The sequence below is a fragment of the Mycobacterium sp. SMC-18 genome (assembly GCF_045310895.1).
GTDB lineage: Bacteria > Actinomycetota > Actinomycetes > Mycobacteriales > Mycobacteriaceae > Mycobacterium.
Genome location: NZ_JBJIAL010000002.1, coordinates 296,720 through 313,324, shown reverse-complemented (window position 1 = coordinate 313,324; position 16,605 = coordinate 296,720). Strand labels below are relative to the sequence as shown.

15 protein-coding genes are annotated in these 16,605 nt (G+C 66.8%); 3 read left to right on the top strand and 12 right to left on the bottom strand.

Annotated features, from left to right (window positions below):
• Positions 1-90: 90 nt before the first annotated feature.
• Positions 91-999, bottom strand: a complete 909-nt coding sequence (locus ACJH6J_RS03080) for a DUF4349 domain-containing protein (RefSeq protein WP_406803499.1) — start codon at positions 997-999, stop codon at positions 91-93.
• Between the two features lie 192 nt (positions 1,000-1,191).
• Positions 1,192-1,968 carry an SDR family NAD(P)-dependent oxidoreductase gene (locus ACJH6J_RS03075; RefSeq protein ID WP_029105664.1) on the bottom strand — a complete coding sequence of 259 codons (777 nt, stop codon included), beginning with the start codon at positions 1,966-1,968 and terminating at the stop codon, positions 1,192-1,194.
• 155 nt (positions 1,969-2,123) lie between these two features.
• On the opposite strand from ACJH6J_RS03075, the gene ACJH6J_RS03070 reads away from it, so the two are divergent.
• Positions 2,124-2,945, top strand: a complete 822-nt coding sequence (locus ACJH6J_RS03070) for a maleylpyruvate isomerase N-terminal domain-containing protein (RefSeq protein WP_406803498.1) — start codon at positions 2,124-2,126, stop codon at positions 2,943-2,945.
• A 20-nt stretch (positions 2,946-2,965) separates the two neighbouring features.
• Here ACJH6J_RS03070 and ACJH6J_RS03065 read toward each other — a convergent pair whose 3' ends face one another.
• Both ACJH6J_RS03065 and ACJH6J_RS03060 read right to left on the bottom strand, forming a co-directional pair.
• Entirely contained in the window at positions 2,966-3,346 is a 381-nt protein-coding gene (locus tag ACJH6J_RS03065; protein ID WP_406803497.1) for a hypothetical protein, read from the bottom strand.
• Between the two features lie 68 nt (positions 3,347-3,414).
• Positions 3,415-3,858 (bottom strand): MarR family winged helix-turn-helix transcriptional regulator, encoded by a 444-nt coding sequence (locus ACJH6J_RS03060; protein ID WP_406803496.1) that lies wholly within the window; start codon positions 3,856-3,858, stop codon positions 3,415-3,417.
• A 67-nt stretch (positions 3,859-3,925) separates the two neighbouring features.
• Here ACJH6J_RS03060 and ACJH6J_RS03055 point away from each other — a divergent pair, with 67 nt between their 5' ends.
• Together ACJH6J_RS03055 and ACJH6J_RS03050 are read left to right on the top strand one after the other, a co-directional pair.
• A complete protein-coding gene (locus ACJH6J_RS03055; RefSeq protein ID WP_406803495.1) occupies positions 3,926-4,684 on the top strand; it encodes a pirin family protein in 759 nt (252 codons plus the stop codon).
• A gap of 170 nt (positions 4,685-4,854) precedes the next feature.
• A complete protein-coding gene (locus ACJH6J_RS03050) occupies positions 4,855-5,961 on the top strand; it encodes a phosphodiester glycosidase family protein (RefSeq protein ID WP_406803494.1) in 1,107 nt (368 codons plus the stop codon).
• Positions 5,962-6,586: 625 nt separating this feature from the next.
• Here ACJH6J_RS03050 and ACJH6J_RS03045 read toward each other — a convergent pair.
• The 8 genes from ACJH6J_RS03045 to ACJH6J_RS03010 all read right to left on the bottom strand — a co-directional run bounded on the left by ACJH6J_RS03045 (position 6,587) and on the right by ACJH6J_RS03010 (position 16,605).
• On the bottom strand, positions 6,587-8,956 hold the full coding sequence (locus ACJH6J_RS03045) for a hypothetical protein (RefSeq protein ID WP_406803493.1): 2,370 nt from the start codon (positions 8,954-8,956) through the stop codon (positions 6,587-6,589).
• A gap of 148 nt (positions 8,957-9,104) precedes the next feature.
• Positions 9,105-9,902, bottom strand: coding sequence for an ATP-binding protein (locus tag ACJH6J_RS03040; protein ID WP_138247680.1), 798 nt, complete (start codon positions 9,900-9,902; stop codon positions 9,105-9,107).
• Between the two features lies 1 nt (position 9,903).
• Positions 9,904-11,514, bottom strand: a complete 1,611-nt coding sequence (gene istA / locus ACJH6J_RS03035) for an IS21 family transposase (protein WP_406775775.1) — start codon at positions 11,512-11,514, stop codon at positions 9,904-9,906.
• A gap of 577 nt (positions 11,515-12,091) precedes the next feature.
• Positions 12,092-12,859, bottom strand: coding sequence for a mammalian cell entry protein (locus ACJH6J_RS03030; protein ID WP_406803492.1), 768 nt, complete (start codon positions 12,857-12,859; stop codon positions 12,092-12,094).
• Between the two features lie 14 nt (positions 12,860-12,873).
• Positions 12,874-13,437, bottom strand: a complete 564-nt coding sequence (locus tag ACJH6J_RS03025; RefSeq protein WP_406803491.1) for a mammalian cell entry protein — start codon at positions 13,435-13,437, stop codon at positions 12,874-12,876.
• On the bottom strand, positions 13,437-14,408 hold the full coding sequence (locus tag ACJH6J_RS03020; RefSeq protein ID WP_212807901.1) for an RDD family protein: 972 nt from the start codon (positions 14,406-14,408) through the stop codon (positions 13,437-13,439). The genes ACJH6J_RS03025 and ACJH6J_RS03020 overlap by 1 nt, the downstream gene beginning before the upstream one ends.
• Complete coding sequence (locus tag ACJH6J_RS03015; RefSeq protein ID WP_346416569.1) at positions 14,405-15,076, bottom strand: hypothetical protein; 672 nt, start codon at positions 15,074-15,076, stop codon at positions 14,405-14,407. The genes ACJH6J_RS03020 and ACJH6J_RS03015 overlap by 4 nt, the downstream gene beginning before the upstream one ends.
• Entirely contained in the window at positions 15,046-16,605 is a 1,560-nt protein-coding gene (locus tag ACJH6J_RS03010) for a virulence factor Mce family protein (protein WP_406803490.1), read from the bottom strand. The genes ACJH6J_RS03015 and ACJH6J_RS03010 overlap by 31 nt, the downstream gene beginning before the upstream one ends.

Below are 16,605 nucleotides of genomic sequence, written 5' to 3'. Positions count from 1 at the left end.
CTACTATTCCCAACTCGTGACCGGTAGACCGGCCGGATCACAGAAACCTGAGGGTGCATGAAACCCGGGACGGTTCACGACGTGCGGAAGCTACTCCTCCGTTTTGGAGGCGGGCGCCGCAGGCTCGGCTGGTGCGCTCTTGTGACGCGAGCCCGACCACTTGACGAAGACATAGAGCACCCCGCCGAGGACCGCGAGCGGAATCAGCCACGGCAGCAGGAATCCGAACGCCAGGACCAGGCGAGAACCGAAGGCCCACAACGTGTCCCAGCCGTGTTCGATCTGTCCGAAGAACCCGTGATAGCGCTCCGGGGCTGGGCCACCGCGACGCTCGGCGGTGATCTGGACGTCGACCGAGCTGTAGGTGATCTGGTCGCGGAGGGCGTCGCGCTGCGCCTGCAGGCTCTGTAGCTCGGCCTGCCGCGACGACAACGCCTCCTCGGCCTTGATCAACGCATCGGGGTCCTTCGAGTCACGCATGATCCCGAGCAACCGATCCACCGACGTCTTCAGCGCGGTGATCCGGGCATCGAGGTCGACACGACGTGCGGTGACGTCGTCGGTCTTGACCTCGAGCGTCTGGACGGTGCCGAGCCCCTTGAGCGCCGCCAGGGCAGGGTCGAGCCCGTTGGCCGGCACTCTCAGCACCAGGTGGACGCTCGCGCGGCCGGACGTCGACCCCGCGTCGTCCGAGCGCTCGTCGACCCGTCCGCCCGCTTTGTCGACGATCGTAGTCGCCTTGTCCGCGGCCGCCGCCGGGTCCGCGGTGACGAGGATCAGCGACGCGGTCTTGACGATGTCCCGCGGTTGTTCGACGGGCGGCGCGGGCGCCTCGGGGGCACCGCCTTTGAAATCCGCGCCACTCTTGAGCGGCGCCGGTGCCGCCGGGGCCGACTCGGAATGCCGCGTCGAGTTGCCGCCGCTGCACCCGGCCACCAACCACAACGAGGCGATCAACAGGGCAAGAAATACGACCGGCCGGAACCGCGTGCGCGTCATGCCATCCGAGCGTACCGAGCGATTCACAGGAATTCGGCGGCGAATGTGCAGCCAGATCGCCAAGACGGCTGGATCCGCAATCTCTGCGCACATTCGGTGCGGGGTCGGCGCGCGCAGTCCCGCGGGGCGACCCCGCAACAAAACTGCCCCTCATCCGAAGACAAGGGGCAGTTTCGTGTCTGTTCGCGAAAACTACTTCGGAGGCATCCGGATGCCGCCGTCGACGCGGACGACCTCGGCGTTCATGTACGAGTTGGTGATCAGCTCGATGACCATGGAGGCCAGCTCCTCGGGCTTGCCCAGGCGGTGCGGGAACAGCACCGACTCGCCGAGCTTGGCCTTGAAGGCCTCTGAGGCTTCGCCCTCGCCGTAGATCGGGGTGTCGATCAGGCCGGGGGCCACGGTGTTCACGCGGATGCCGACTGCCGACAGGTCGCGCGCGACCGGCAGGGTCAGGCCCACGACGCCACCCTTGGACGACGAGTACGCGGCCTGGCCGATCTGGCCGTCGAACGCCGCGACGCTGGTCATGTTGACGATGGCGCCACGCTCACCGGACTCGGCGAGGTCGTTCTTGCTCATCTGGGTGGCGGCGATGCGGATGCAGTCGAAGGTGCCGACCAGGTTGATGTCGAGGACCTTCTTGTACAGGTCCAGGTTGTGCGCCGACTCGAACTCGCCGTCCTTGCCGATGGTGCGCTGGGCCCAGCCGACACCGGCCGAGTTCACGAGCGCACGCAGCGGGCCGAGGTCAGCGGCGGTCTTGACCGCGTCGATGATCTGCTCGGTGTTGGTGACGTCGACGGTGACGAAAACGCCGCCGATCTCCTTGGCGAGCGCCTCGCCCTTCTCGGCCTGGAGGTCGGCAATGACGACCCGGGCACCCTTGGCGGCCAACTGACGGGCAACAGCCGCACCGATTCCTGACGCGCCGCCGGTGACGACCGCGCTAGCTCCATTGATATCCACGCCGACAGCGTATGCGAGGCCGTCCGCTCACCGGGACGGACCTCGCAAAGCTCATCCGGCGTCGACATCATGCCGATCGAACCCGGCGAATCGACCGAATCGGAGGTCGGCTGAAACACCTCGTCGTCGACCCGCCCGGTGCGAGGATCCGTGTCGTGTCCGGTATCGATCTGGCAGGGACCCGGGAGGCCTTGCGGGCCGCAGCGTCCCGGACATCCGCGCTCGTACGCAGCGTGACCGATCCCGCCGCTGCCGTCCCGAATCTCTCCTGGACCGTGGCGGAGACCGCTGCTCATCTGGTCACCGGCTTGCAGCACTACGCGGGGCTTGTCACAGGGGAGACGGACATTCAGGAGTACCTCGCGCTCGCGCCGCCGCGTGCTACCCCAACCGAGCGAGGGGTGATCGCAAACGCTCGCATGCTCGAGGAGTTCACGGAACGGGATCCGCGCCGGCTCGCCGACCTGCTGATCAGCGCGGCGGAGAACTTCATCGCGGTATCCGACCGGCGGCCAACTGACGAACCGATGCCGGCCTTCAACGGTCTGGCCATGACCGTTCCGGTCATGGCCAGTGCGATGCTGGGCGAGCAACTGCTCCACGGCCTCGATATCGCCCGCGCTGTCGGGGCCGATTGGACGATCTCGAGAGCCGAGGCGTTGCACGTCATAGCCGGCGTAATGGCGATGATTCCCGACTATGTCGACCGGCAGAAGGCCGCCGGACTGCATCTGGCTTATGAGCTGCGATTCCGGGACGGTCCCCGCTATCGCGTCACGATCGAGGACAGATCCGCCGCCGTGGGTCCGGCCGGCGGAGCCGTCGACTGCTGGATTTCAGCCGACCCCGTCGCCTACCTCTTGGTGGGCTATGGCCGGAGCAGCCAGTGGGCGGCGATTCTGCAGGGCAAGATCCTGTCGGCAGGCCGCAAGCCCTGGCTCGGCGCCAAACTCGGTCAACTGTTCGTGAAAGTGTGATGCGACGCCGCGAACGGCTACTACTGCGGGCAGACCAGCACGGTCTCGTGGAAATGCCAGCTGTCGATGTTCACGTATTCACCGGGTGCGCCGGGGACCGAGCCACTCGAATTGAGTTCCGGGATGTAGACGGCGTTGATCCGCGCGCCGAAACCGAAACCGGTGTTGTATTTGACGCCGCCGGACTGCTCGATGGTCCAATTCACCATGCCATCGGCGTAGGTGTAGGTCCGGTTGATCTGAAGGTCCTTGCCGATGCCGACGCTCTTCTCGCGCTTGAGCACCATCGGGGTGCCGTCCAACGGCACACAGCGTTCGGCATGAGCCAGCGGGGCCGGCAGCCACGCCAGCCCGGCGACCAGCGCGCCCGCTGCCGCAACGGTGGCTACCGAATGTTTCACGTGAATCCTCCCCGCAAACCCGACGACCCCTACTGTAGCCGCGAATTCGCCCCGGCTCCCCGGCTCCGTCAGTCCACTCGTTCGAGCACCGTCGCAGTCCACCGCCGCAACGCGTCCGCCTGCGCTCGGCTCATGCCGTCGAACACCGTCGCGCGCACCAACTCGGCATGCCCGGGGGCGGCGGCCTCGAGCGCATTCCGCCCGCTTGCGGTGAGGGTGACGACGGCGGCGCGCCGGTCGTCGGCTGCCCCGGATCGCTCGATCAGACCGCGGGTTCGCATGCGCGCCAATTGGTGGGACACCCGGCTCTGCTCCCATCCCAGATGGGCACCGAGCGCACCCATCCGGCAATCGGGCAGTTCGCTCAGCGCGACCAGGACGTCGTAGTCCGCCAGCGACAACCCGTGATCGCGCTGCAGTTGCCGGTTGAGCGCTGCCTGCAAGCGGCCGCTCATTGCCAGGTAAGCGCGCCAGAGGTCCTGTTGGTCATCGGTCAGCCACACGGAATACATGACACATCATTTATGTTGTGCCGTCCAGTAGCGACACCTAAGCTCACCGACAACGACAGGGGACGACATGGCCGAAACAATCGACATCCGTCGCGCGGCCGACCGCGACACCACCCGCATCTCGTGGCTGGACTCCAAGCACTCGTTCTCGTTCGGCGGTCACTACGACCCGGCCAACACCCACCACGGCCTGCTCCTGGTGAACAACGACGACCGCGTCGCACCGGGCTCGGGATTCGAGACCCATCCGCACCGTGACATGGAGATCGTCACCTGGGTGCTGCGCGGATCGCTCGTACACCAGGACTCGACCGGCAACTCGGGCGTCATCTACCCCGGACTGGCGCAACGGATGTCGGCCGGACGCGGCATCCTGCATTCGGAGAAGAACGATTCCTGGCGCCTAACAGGGGCCGAATCACACAGCGAGCCCGTGCATTTCGTGCAGATGTGGGTGGTGCCCGACGAGTCCGGCAAGACGCCCGGCTACCAGCAGCTCGAGATCGACGACGAGCTGTTGCGCGGCAAGCTGGTCACCATCGCCTCGGGCAGGCCCGAACACTCCAATGACACCGCCATCACCATCGGCCAGCGCAATGCGGCGCTGCACGGCGCCCGCCTTGAGCCCGGCGACAGCGTCGAACTGCCGTCGGCAAAGTACCTGCACCTGTTCGTGGCCCGCGGCGAGGTGGCCCTCGAGGGTGCCGGGCCACTGCAGGAAGGCGACGCCGTGCGGCTGACGGCCTCGGGTGGGCAGCGCGTCACCGCCACCACGCCGGCCGAGATCCTGGTGTGGGAAATGCACGCCGATCTGCTCGGCTCGTAACCCTGCGCCGACGGCCCCGCCCCGACTCCGGTCGGCGGCGGGGCCAATTACTCTGTCCGCCAAGGTGATTCCTCCGTCACCGCGCCGTGATGTAGACGTGACCAAAGTTGACAGAGTGTTTGCTGTGGCTACGCTGAAGGTCGTTGTATCGGACCGGAGGAAGGGCCACAATGTCGTTTCTCGGGCCGGTTACCCGACGCGACACCGTTCGTCGCGTACGGAAAACCCTCAGGCGCACAACGCTTCTGACGCTGTGCGCGGGCCTGGTCAGTACCATCTGCGTGCCGGCAGCCCACGCCGCCGACGGGCGCTCGCTACTGGTCAACGCCATCACCAACTACCGCGGCAGCTTCCTGGTCTACAACTTCGGCGGTGACCACCCCGCGCCGATGCTCAACGCCGCGGGCAACTGGTACGAGTCGGGCAATGGCGGGCACCTGCTCGTCATCAAGGCAGCGTCGCAGCGCATGAATCCCCGCTTGCTCGTCGACTCCCACCGCGGCATCCAGTCCCGCTGCGAGCGCGATCCCCGCGCCCGTACCGCCGAAGGTCTGTTGCAGGCCTCCGAGGTCTTCACCCCGCTGGAGGCGTGGCAGGCGCTGGGCCGGCCCACCATCGCGGTCAACGCCAACTTCTTCGACATCCGCGGCCAGCAGGGCGGCTCGTGGACGTCGACGGGTTGCAGCTCGCCGCTCGGCGCCTACGTCGACAACACGCGCGGCCAGGGCCGCGCCAACGCCGCGGTCACCGGAACCATCCCCTACGCGGGCAAGCAGGGCCTGTCCGGCGGCAACGAGGTGTGGACAGCGCTGAGCACCATGGTCATCCCGTCCGACGGCGCGCCGTACATGATCACCCCAAGCAGCACAAGCGATTTCAACGCCGCGACTGGCCCGATCAACAACCTGGTTAATCAGGGCGCCCGGTTCGTCGCGGTCAGCGGCATCGGCCTACTGGCACCCGGCGATACCGGACAGCTGAACGACGGCGGCCCCAGCGCCGCCCGCACCGCGCTCGCCTATGTGCGAAGCCGCGACGAGATGTACATCTTCCAGGGCGGCAGCCACACCCCCGACCAGATCCAGGACCTGTTCCGCGGACTCGGCAGTGACACCGCCATCCTGCTGGACGGCGGTGGCTCCTCCGCCATCGTGCTGCGCCGCGACACCGGCGGCCGCTGGGCCGGATCCGGAACGCCACGCGGTTCCTGCGACACCCCGGCAGTGCTGTGCGACTCCAGGGAACGCGCACTCCCAGGCTGGCTCGGCTTCGCTTGAGGCGTCAGGCGTCGGGCCGCTCCTCCACCGGTGCCACTGTCGGCACCGGGATCAGCCTTGGCACCAACGTTTTTCGGCTCCTTTTCGACGTCGGGCCCACCCGCCCGGTCTCCGTCCGCGCCCTGCTGCGGCTCGCGCTCCTCGCCATCCGGCGCCAACACCGACCTCGCGTCACCGGCCTCGAGATCGAACGCTTCCCCGCGTGCCTGCGGATCGGCCTGAAGATCGGCCTTCGCATCGGACTCGGGCTTTTCTGCCTCGGGCTCGGCATCGGCGTCTGTCTCGGCCTGTGCCTGTGGCTCCTGGGGCGGCTGCTCGTGGGCGTGGTCGTCACCGCCCGCCGACTGCTGACCATCATTCGCCAACCGGGCGCCGACACCGGCCGAGTTGAACTGCAGCGGAACCGGATTCGGAGTAACCGACGCACTCACGGTGGCGACCGTCGGACGGGCGGCACCGTAGTGCGTCGGCAGCACGCTGCTCGTCAGACCTGCACGAGACCCGACGTGCGGAGGGGACGCCGGACCACATTGACTGCGCGCCAACAGCGATCGGCCACCGCACGCGGCCGATGACACAAGAACGCCCGACGTGAAGGCACGTCGGGCGTTCTCGTTGCCGGGTGTCAGTGGGCGGCTGAGCCCCCGCCGGTCGCGGCAGTTGACTTCGCCGCGCCGTCCTTCTTCTGCTTCTTGGTCTTCGGGGCGTCCTTGGTGACCTTCTCGGACTTGTCCGTGCCGGCCTTGGTCGCCTTGGTGTCCTTGTCGGACTTCGCAGGCTTGTCGGCCTTCTTGTCCTTCTTGTCCTTGCCCGCGGTCGGCGTGCTGCCCGCGTCGTCGGCGGCGTGCTTGGGCTTCTGGCCGCTGTCCGGCGTGGACGGGGTGCCCTCCGGCGCGGCGTGCTTGCCCGAGGACTCCTCGGTGCCCGTCTTGGTGTCGGTCTTCGGATCGGTCTTGGTCTCGGTCTTCGGATCGACCTTCGGGTCGGTCTTGGTGTCCTCCGCCTTGGGCTCGGCCTTCGGGTCGGTCTTGGGATCTTCGGCGGCCGGCGTGGTACCGGTCTTGTCCTCGGCCGTCTTGTCCTTCTCGCCGGCCGTCTGGTCGGTGGCCTGCTTGCCGTCCTTCTTCGAACCGGTGAGGCCGGTGAGGCTGGCCGACAGCGGCGCCAACTTCGGAGTGGTCGACGGGATGTCCGTCGCGGCCGTCGCGCTGACGACGCCTTCCTTCGCCGCCAGCGAGTTGACCGTCGCGCCCTGCGTGAGGCCGCCCAGCGTGCCCAGCACTCCGTTGAGGAGGTTCTGCACCGTGCCCGCCAGGCCACCCAACGGGTTGAATCCGCCCAGCTTGCCGCCGGTGATCAGCTTGATCAACGCTTCGACAGCGTTGTCCGGCGCATCGGTCGGGTTGGCGCTGAAGAATTCCTTCTTGAAGCCGGCCACCAGCGAGTTCATGATGTCCGCCGGCACCTTCTGCCAGTTGACGTTCGGGAACGAGAAGAACGGCGTCGGCGTGCCGGGGTCGTTCAGCGTGCGACTGTAGGTGCCGTCCGGGTTGCGCACCACGTCGGTGTAGCCCAGGTTCACCAGGCTGGTCATGGCCGGCGCGAGGGCGTTGGCCAACTTGTAGATGGGGCTGCCCAGTGTGCCGAAGCTGACCATGTTCAGCACGTCACCGGTGAGGTACATCGGTTCCATCAACGGCAGCGTGTTGGTCGGGATCGTCAGATAGATGTTGACGGCCAACGGGTTTCCGCTCAGCAGGCCACCGGTGAGGTCGCCCAGCTGGCTGGTGAGCTGGCTGGTCAGCGTCGCGGTCGAGATGCCGCGCAGCAGATAGGTCGGTAGCGTGCCCGCGACCAGGTTGTTGGCCAGGCTGAACGGGTTGGGCCACGCGGCCAGGTCCGAGAACGGCTGGTATTCGAGGGTGGCGTCGACCTTGATGGGCAGCAGGTTGGCGCCGCCGATGCCCAAGCCGGTGTTCAGCAGCGGGATGCCACCGCTGTTCATGGCGTGCACATCCGGGGTGATCAGGTTGATGCCCAGCAGGTCGCCGATCGGGTAGAAGCGCGCCAGCAGACCGCCGTTGGCGCGGCCCAGGTTGTTCAGCAGGATCATCGGCAGGACGGTCAGGCTGCCGAGGACCGGGCCCGCATGATTGGCGCCGCCCGGCTGGTTCGCCAGATCCGAGACGACCTTCGAATACGCCTGGCCCATGGAGAACGCGCCGAGACCGAAGCCGACGGACAGCGGTACCCGGACATCGATCAGGTCCAGCTTGTCCAGGCCGATTGCGTCACCGACGGTGTTGATCACCACCTGCAGGGCGCCGATCAGCGGGCCCAGGCCGCCGAGCTTCGTGGCCCGGTCCAGCACCTCGTTGATCAGGCCCATGGCGCCGACGTCGAGGTAGTCGGTGTTGTTGATGGCGTTGGCGATCGCGTTGGCGGTGCCCGGGGTCCAGCCCAGGTCCAGGCCGGCGATCTTCAGCAGCGTGAACACCGGTCCGGCGGTGACGATGTTGACGCCGGGGATGTCCAGGTTGCTCAGGTCGAGGATGTTGTCCAGGCGGATGCCCAGGACGTCCAGCAGGCCGCTGAGCGTCACGTTGCCCTGGGCGTCCATGATGCCCAGCGCACTGAGCAGCGGGACCAAGGCACCGGTGAGGAGCGGGCCCAGCGCCGCGTTCAGCAGCGGCGTCAGCTTGATCGGCAGCGCATCGAGGATCTGGCTGAGCAGATTCTTCGGCAGCTGGTTGATGAGGTTGCTGAGATTGAGGCCGCTGAGACCGCCGGCGGCGCTCAGTGCCTGGACCAGCGGCGGCAGCAGCGCCTCGACGCCGCCCTGGGCCAGGTTGTACGCGGCGTTGCCGACGCCGAAGGTGATGTCGGGCAGCACGCCCGGCTTCGGGAACGGCGTGGTGAACGCCGACAGGTTGACGGCCGAATGCGACGCCGGCACCACCCGCGGCGCCGGCGCGTTCGGCACGGAGGCCGTCACCGTCATTGCGGTAGCTGTTGCGACAGTCGCACCCAGCAATGCCGCCCGCTTTGCTTGAACCCGCCCAGCCAGATGCGTAACAGCCATTGTCGCTTGCCAGGGTGATGGGACCACCTGATTGCCAGGGGGATGGGACCACCGTGGCGCGTTATTGAGGATGCTCGTCGGCGGGGTCTGGGTCAAGCTGAGGGCGGGTCCGTTGGCGGTAGGACGGTCCTTCGATGACCAGGGTGTGCGCGGCGGAGGTCAGTCGGTCGATGGCTGATTGGGCGAGCAGGGTGTCGGCGGTCATGGTCAGCCATTCGGCGGGCTCGCGGTTCGACGTCATGATCGTGGTCTTGGCGCGGTGGCGCTCGACGACGATTTCGTAGAAGTCGCTGGTTTCGGTGGCGTCGAGGGGGCGTAGCGCGAAGTCGTCGATGATCAGAACGTCGACGGCGGCCAGGCGGCGGATCTCGGCGTCGACGGTGTGGTCGAGGCGGGCGGCGCGCAGCCGGGTGAACAGTTTGTCGGCGCGGCCGAACACGACGGTGTGTCTGCGTCGAATAGCCATGTTTCCCAATGCTGTTGCCAGATGCGTCTTGCCAACGCCGACGGGCCCGAGGACGATCGCGGACTGGCCGGCATCGAGGAACCGTAGCGAGGTGAGATCACCGAGCAGGGTGCGGTCATAGCGCAGGTCGCCGTGGGCGGTCCAGGTATCAAACCGCATGCTCGGATCGAGTCCGGCTTTGGCCGCTCGTAGTGCCGCGGAGCGGGATTCGCGTCGGGAGACCTCGTCAGCCAGCAGTGTTTCCAGGAAGCCGATGTGGCTGAGTTTGTGTTGTCGGGCCAAGGCGGCGCGTTCGGGCAGGGTGTCAGCCAGTGCACCGAGCTTGAGGGCTTTGAGCAGTCGGAGCAGATCAGCGCCGATCGGGTCGGTAGCTCCACGGGCGGTGGTAGTCATGTCAGCGGTTCTCCTCGGAAACGATGGTCAATGATGTTGGGGTGGAGTTGAATTCGGAAGGATCACGGGCGAAGCGGGTCGCGGTGTGACCGACCGCTTTCGGCAGGGCCGGGGAGCTGGTCTCGGTGGCACGCTCGAGCATGGAGGCGATCTTGTTCACCGAGACGACATCGAGATCCAGCGACAATGAACAGGCCTGTTCGACCCGGTCGGCGCCGTAGCGGCGCACCAGACCCAGCAGCCGGTAGACGGTACGCATCTTCGTCCAGGGCAGCCGGTCATCGAGGATGCGTTCGGCGTAGATCCCGACGTTGGGGCCGTGCGCGGCGCAGGTGGCGATCAATGTCGTCACATCGCGCAGCGCGTAGCCGGTCTTGTGTTCGGGCAGATCAGCGGGGTCGGTGCTGCGCCCACCGGCCGGTTGGCGGGGATGGACCTTGACCAGCACGCCGCGGCGATAGAACTTCACCAGCTCGGTGTCGGCGCGCACGTCCAGGTACTGACCGATCCAGCATTCGGGCAGCGAATACAGGGCCTTGGCGACCTCGGCGTGGAAGTCGCGGTGGACCTTGACCGTCTTGAACACCGGCACGTCATAGACCTGCGGCACCGCCAACAGCCGGGGCTGCTCTTCGTCGGTGAACACCTCCAGCGGGCGTGCGCAGGTGGTGCCGTGGGTGCGGGTGCCCGCAGTGTCACGACACCACGCTGTGGCGGCGTCCTGCGCCTGCTGCAGACTGGTGAATGTTTCTCCGTCCCAGAAGTTTCGCCGCACGTACTGCACGGCGCGTTCCACCCGTGGCTTGTCTTTCGGCGAGGCCACCCTGGCGGGGTCGGTCAGAAACCCGCTATGCCCGGCGTAGTCCAGCCAGCCCTGGCTGAACTGCGGGTTGACCGCGTCCGCGGCGGCGATCACCGGTTTGAGGTTGTCGGGGATCAGCACGGCGAACACCCCGCCGAAGAACTCCCAGGCCGCCTCGCAGCCGGCGATCACCGCGGCCAGGGTCTGCGAGTACGACAACCACACGAACATGTGCCGGGAGTACACCGCGGTGAAGATCAGCGCGTGCACCTTGCGGCGGCGCCCGTCAGCAGCGTCGGTGAGCATCCCCAGGTAGCCGAAGTCGACCTGGCACTCCACTCCGGGATCGCCATCAGCGACCCGCACCGTGAGGTCTTTGCGGCCGAAACCGCAACGCTGGCTGGCGAATCGGTGCAACGTCCGATACGGCACCACACACCCCTGCCGGGCCAACAGGGTGTGGATCTTCGTGACCGTCAACGGCCGATGCTCACCGGTGCCGGCCACCCAGGCGGTGATCTGATCTTCGAAGCCCACCAGCTGCTCCCACGCCGCCCCGTGGCCATCGGGGCGCACCGGACGCACCGCCTCGGCAACCATCCCGATCAACGCATCATCGACCGCGCTGACGTCGTCGTCGCGACGCAAACCCGCCGCCTGGGCGGCCTCGACGTAGCGGCGCACCGTCTTGCGGTCCAGGCCGCAATGCGCGGCAATGCTGCGGTACCCCGGCGCCGGCAGTCCCACCACCCCCAGCCACACCCGCAGCACTTCCCTGATCTCATTCACACTGACCTCCCGAAAAGCCATGCCCGCCGACCTCCGTGACCTTGAGCCGTCACGGCGATCGAACGAACAAATGAAAAGACCACCGACGCGACGCGCCGGTGGTCCCATAACTGGCAATCCAGGTGGTCCCATCACCCTGGCAAAAATCAGGTCACACTGGTCCCATCCTCATGGCAGACGACAGCCATTTGCCCCGTCCCCTCAGCCGCCACAATCGGTTATCAACCGGACGGTAACATTAATGCATCGCAGCTCCAACACGCACTTTGACCTGCCGCTTTCCCAAATCTGGCAAACGGGTGAACAGAGCTCACTCCACGCAGCCGACGCCGTGAAGCCAGCTAATTTTCATAGTGCGAAAATTGTTTGCTGAAGGGCGCGCCGACCGGGCTTGGACCCTGGCGGAATCTCCGCAAATATTGACGCCGGCGGTCACTGTGATACGCACCCACCGCAGGTCCAGACGTGATTCACGCCATAGCCGGTGCGCCCGGCCAGGGCAGAGCCGCCCTTGGCCGCAACCCACGTCAGGCGATTCACAGTGTGCTGACAGGTAGCACGCGTCAATTCAGGCAAACCCGCCAAACGAGGCTTGCCGCTACAGCTGCGGAGTGAGATCCAATTTGGTCAGGGCACTCATCTGACTGACTTTCCAATCAGCGCCGGAACGCTTCAGGGTCAGCCGATACGACAGGTACCGCAGCGAGGGGATGCCCTTGGTCAGTGGACTGGTCGCGACGGAGTTGGTGTAGACGATCGCGGTGGCCTCATTTGCACTGATACTTTCCACCGCTGTGCCCATCACCTTGGTCTGGTTGGTGACCTGAGCCTGCTTGTTGCTGGCGACGATCGAATCGACGAACTTGCGGTACTCCTCGGCGAAGCCGCCGGCCAGATACTGCTGCGACCGGTCCGCCAGCTTGTCCATGTCATTGGGCGAGTACGACCACAGCGTGGTCACCGCCGCGGCGGCGGTCTTGGCGACCTCGAACTTGTTCTGGACCAGGGCGCGATCCGCCAGATACGGCTGCACCGCGGCACCCGCGAACGCCGACGCACCGACAAACAGGGCCGCCGCCACGACACCCGCGATCAACAGCCTGCGACCGGCAGGACGATGGGGCACCAGCACCACGGGCGCCGCCTCGGACTTCTCCTCGGCTACCTCGTCAACCGCTTCACTGTCCGAAACTTCCTGAGCGGCAGCATCTTCCGGCTCGGCTACGGCAGCCTCGTCGGCCGAAGCGTCAGCAGCCTCGTCAACGGGCTCATCAGCCGGCGCGGCGTCGACGGCCTTCTGCCGAGGCAGCCGGTGCCTGCGCCGGGCGGCCTTGCCCTGCGGGGCACCGGCCGGAGCATCGGCCACAGACTCCCCGGGGGTCACATCACCGGATTCATGCGGCTGATCTTCCACTGCTGCCCTTCCTGCGTAGCCGTTACCACCCAACGCGAGCCACTTTCCACGGTCGCGTTGCCATCCGGCGTCGTCGTCGTCAGCTTCATCGCGATCAGCACGTCCGCGCTGCCGTCGTCGTTCCACCGTTGCACGCCCGCGTCCTCGACGGTCCCCTCCGCAGGCTGTGCGCGGGCCACCTGCATCAGGATCTGGTCGTGCTTGTCCTTGAACTGTTTGGCGAAATCACCGGTGGACTGGCCCGCGATCTTCTCGACGTACGCATTGGCGTGGAAAGGGTCGACCGCGGTGAAGCCCCTCATGAACTCTTTGACATAGCCCAGCACCGCCGCCGACTTGGCCTGGCTCGCCACGTCCTTCTCGTGCTGGACCAGCAGATAGGTGCTGGCCCCGATGGCAGAGACCACCAAAACCGCTGTGACACAGGCAATCACAATCAGCGTCACGCGCCGGGGCGCCGCCGCAACAGCCTTGAAGTACTCACCGGCGACGAAGCGCTCGGCGGCATCGATCTTGCGACGCGGGCTCATCAGCGTCCTCCCCGCGGGCTCTTGAGCACCGTCAGATTCGACAACTGCCACTTGCCGTCATGTGACTTCACGAAGTCGACCCGGACCGTGGCGGTGATGAACCGCAGGGTGTTGGCGTCGACGCCGCGCTGTCCCTGCAGCGCGAGCAGCATGGTCGCCTGATCTGTGCCGGCGCTGAGGATCGCACTGCTCACCGCGTAGTACTGGTTGGTCGTCGGCTTCTTGCTCACCGCCTGCTGCTGCTTGATCAGCTGGTCGCGGTATCCGTCGGTCACCAGCGCCTGGGCGGTCTTGAAGTCGTTCTGATACGTGTCGATGCCGTAGCTCAGGACGTGCTCGACGATCTTGGGACCCTGCTCGGAAATCTGGTGCCGCGCCTCGTCGACCGCGCGGTCATGCCGGAACTGCACGCCGTAGCTCAGCCCCACCGCCGCCAGACAGACCAGGGCGCCCGCCACCAGCACCTGCCCGGCCCGCCGCGACGGGTCCCGCTCGGGAGCCGGGACAACGCGAACTTCGGTGTGCAGCAACAGATCTGCGAAGGTGCGGTGCCGCGGATCCCAGAGCGGCCACAGCCAGCCCAGCAGCACCGCGACGGTGTCCAACAGATGCGCGAGGTCACGCAGGACCAGCCGGCCCATGCCGGCGGGAACGCCGGCAGGGACCCGCTCCACCCGGATGGCGAACAGCGACCGGCCCACGCTCCACCCGGTGATCGACGGCAGCAGCCACCGGTTCACCAGGATCGCGGCCGCGGCCAGCGTCGCCAGGGCGGCGTACACCCACAGCGTCCAGTCGGCCCGGGCGGCGTAGCCCAGCAGTGCCATCACGGTGATGATCGCCAGGCCCAGCAGCACGTCGAGCGCGAAAGCGCCGGCCCGCGCCGGCCACGAGGCCAACACCGGTGCCGCTTCGGACTCGGACCCCGTGCTCACTGCCTCGGCGCTCGTCGTCTCCTCACCAACCGTCACGAGGTGACCTGGTCGAGCTTGGCCACCTTGAACTTTCCGTCCACCGGTGCCATCTGCGCCCGCATCCGGTATCCGACTTCCTTGTCCTTCTCGGCGCTGTTGTTGATCTTCACGCGCACCGCCACCAGGACGTCGATGGATCCGTCGTCGTTGTGCTTCTCGACGGCCGCCCGCATCTGCGAGATCTGCACCTGCACGTTGGCGGCCTTGTACGCCTCGAGCGTGATGCCACTCATGAACGACGCCTGCGTCTGGTACGCGCCGGTGGCGCACTCGATGATCTTCGTCTGCGCGGCGATCATCGCCGTCGTGTCGGGAGCCTGGGTGGCCGTGACGCAGTCCTTGGCCGCCGCGATGGCGGCCGTCTCGTTCGCCGCGAGCGCCTGACTCTCCCGATGCGACTTGAGCGCGAACCAGCCGCCCGCGCCGACCGCGGCGGCCAGCACCACGAGCGCCACGCACACCGTCAGGGCGATGCCCCGCCCGATGCGGGCGGGGCGCTGCGCGCCCTCTGATTCGCCGGTTTCGCCCGGCACCAATCCCGAACTGCTCCTCGCGTGCGCCTCGATCGATTCCTCGGCAGACGGCTCTGTCGTCACCACGTCCTGCGACGTGACGTCCTGCTCATCGGTGGGGTTCAGCTGGCTGGTGCCAGCATCTCCTTCCATCCGTCGTCTCCTGGGTTGCTCGAGTTACTGACCGAATACTTCACACCGTTCGGTCCGACCACCTGACCGCTCTGCGGGTTGTAGGTGGCCTCTGGTCCTGCTGCCGGAGTGTAGAGGCACTTGTTGGGTTGCTGCCCGCTGCACTCCACCGTGCCCTGCCCCGGTGCACTGACCGGGTCACTGGACGGCGCCGACGCCCGCTCCGGGGGCGGCAGCATGTTGGCCGGCAGCGGGTTCATCCCGTTGTTGATCGACGGCGCCGGGATCACCTTGCCGGGGTCGACCGGCTGATCACAGCGCGCGGCGGGAGCCGGGCAGTTCACGATCTGGTCCGGCGTGCCGTACCACGGGTTGGTACCCAGCGGCTCGTACGGCTTGTTGTCGCGGCACTCCATGGGGCTCGCCGCGCGCTTCGCCGGGTTGTCCACACAGGGCAGGTTGCGGGAACCGCGGACCGTGTTCTGGGCGTCCTTCGGGATCTTGCAGTACAGACCCGACTCCAGCGGTGCGGTCGACGTGTCCGCCGGGGACCGCCACTTCGACGCCGGCAGGAAGCCGGTGAGGCAGGGCGGCGGCTGGTTGATGCCCAGTGCCAGGTTGATGGGCAGTTCCTTCTCGTAGACCGCGGTCAGCGAGTCGACGATCGGACCGGCCATCGGGAGCACGACGAGCACCTGTTCGAGGCCCTTGTTGTAGCGCTTCAGCATGTCGAGCACGATCTCGACGTTGGCCAGCGACTGCGGCAACGCGTCGCGGACCTCACCGAACACGGCGTTGAGCTGATCGGCTGTCGGCGCACCCTGCTGGATGGCGCTCCGCAGCGCCGCGTCCTGCTGGGCCGACTGCCCGGCCAGGACATTCAGGTTCCGGGCCCACCGCGAGATGGCGTCACCGGACTTGACCTGGCTGTCGATGATCGGCCCCGAGTTCTGAATGATGTTGTCGACCGAACCGAGGTTGTCCTTGAAGTCCCCCGCCAGCGCCTGGGTGCCGTCGACGAGGTGCTGCAGTGACGGGCCGAGACCACCGACCGCCTCCGCGGTGTAGTCGAGCAGGGCCCCGATCTTCTCCTTGGGCAGGGCTTGGAGCGCGTTCTGCGTCGCGTCGAGCGCCGGGCCGACCTCCTTGGGCACCGAGCCCTTGGTGATGGTCTGACCGGAAGAGAGGTACTTCTTGGACGGGTTCTCCGGCGGCACGAGGTCGATGAACTGCTCACCGACGGCAGACACCGAGTGCACGTTCGCCACGACGTTGTCCGGAATGTCCACATCGTTGTTGACGTCCATGGTCACACGCGCGCCGGTGACCGTCGGCTCGACGGACAGCACCTTGCCCACCTGGTTACCCAGGTAGGTGACGTTGGCGGTCTTGTACAGGCCGCCCGAGTTGGGCAGTTCGGCGTACAGCCGATGCATACCCACACCGAGGTAGGTCGGCAGCTTGAGGTACACCAGGGACAGCCCGACGAGAGCCGCCACGGTCACGATGCTGAAGATGATCAGCTGAATCTTCAGAAAACGGGTAAGCAT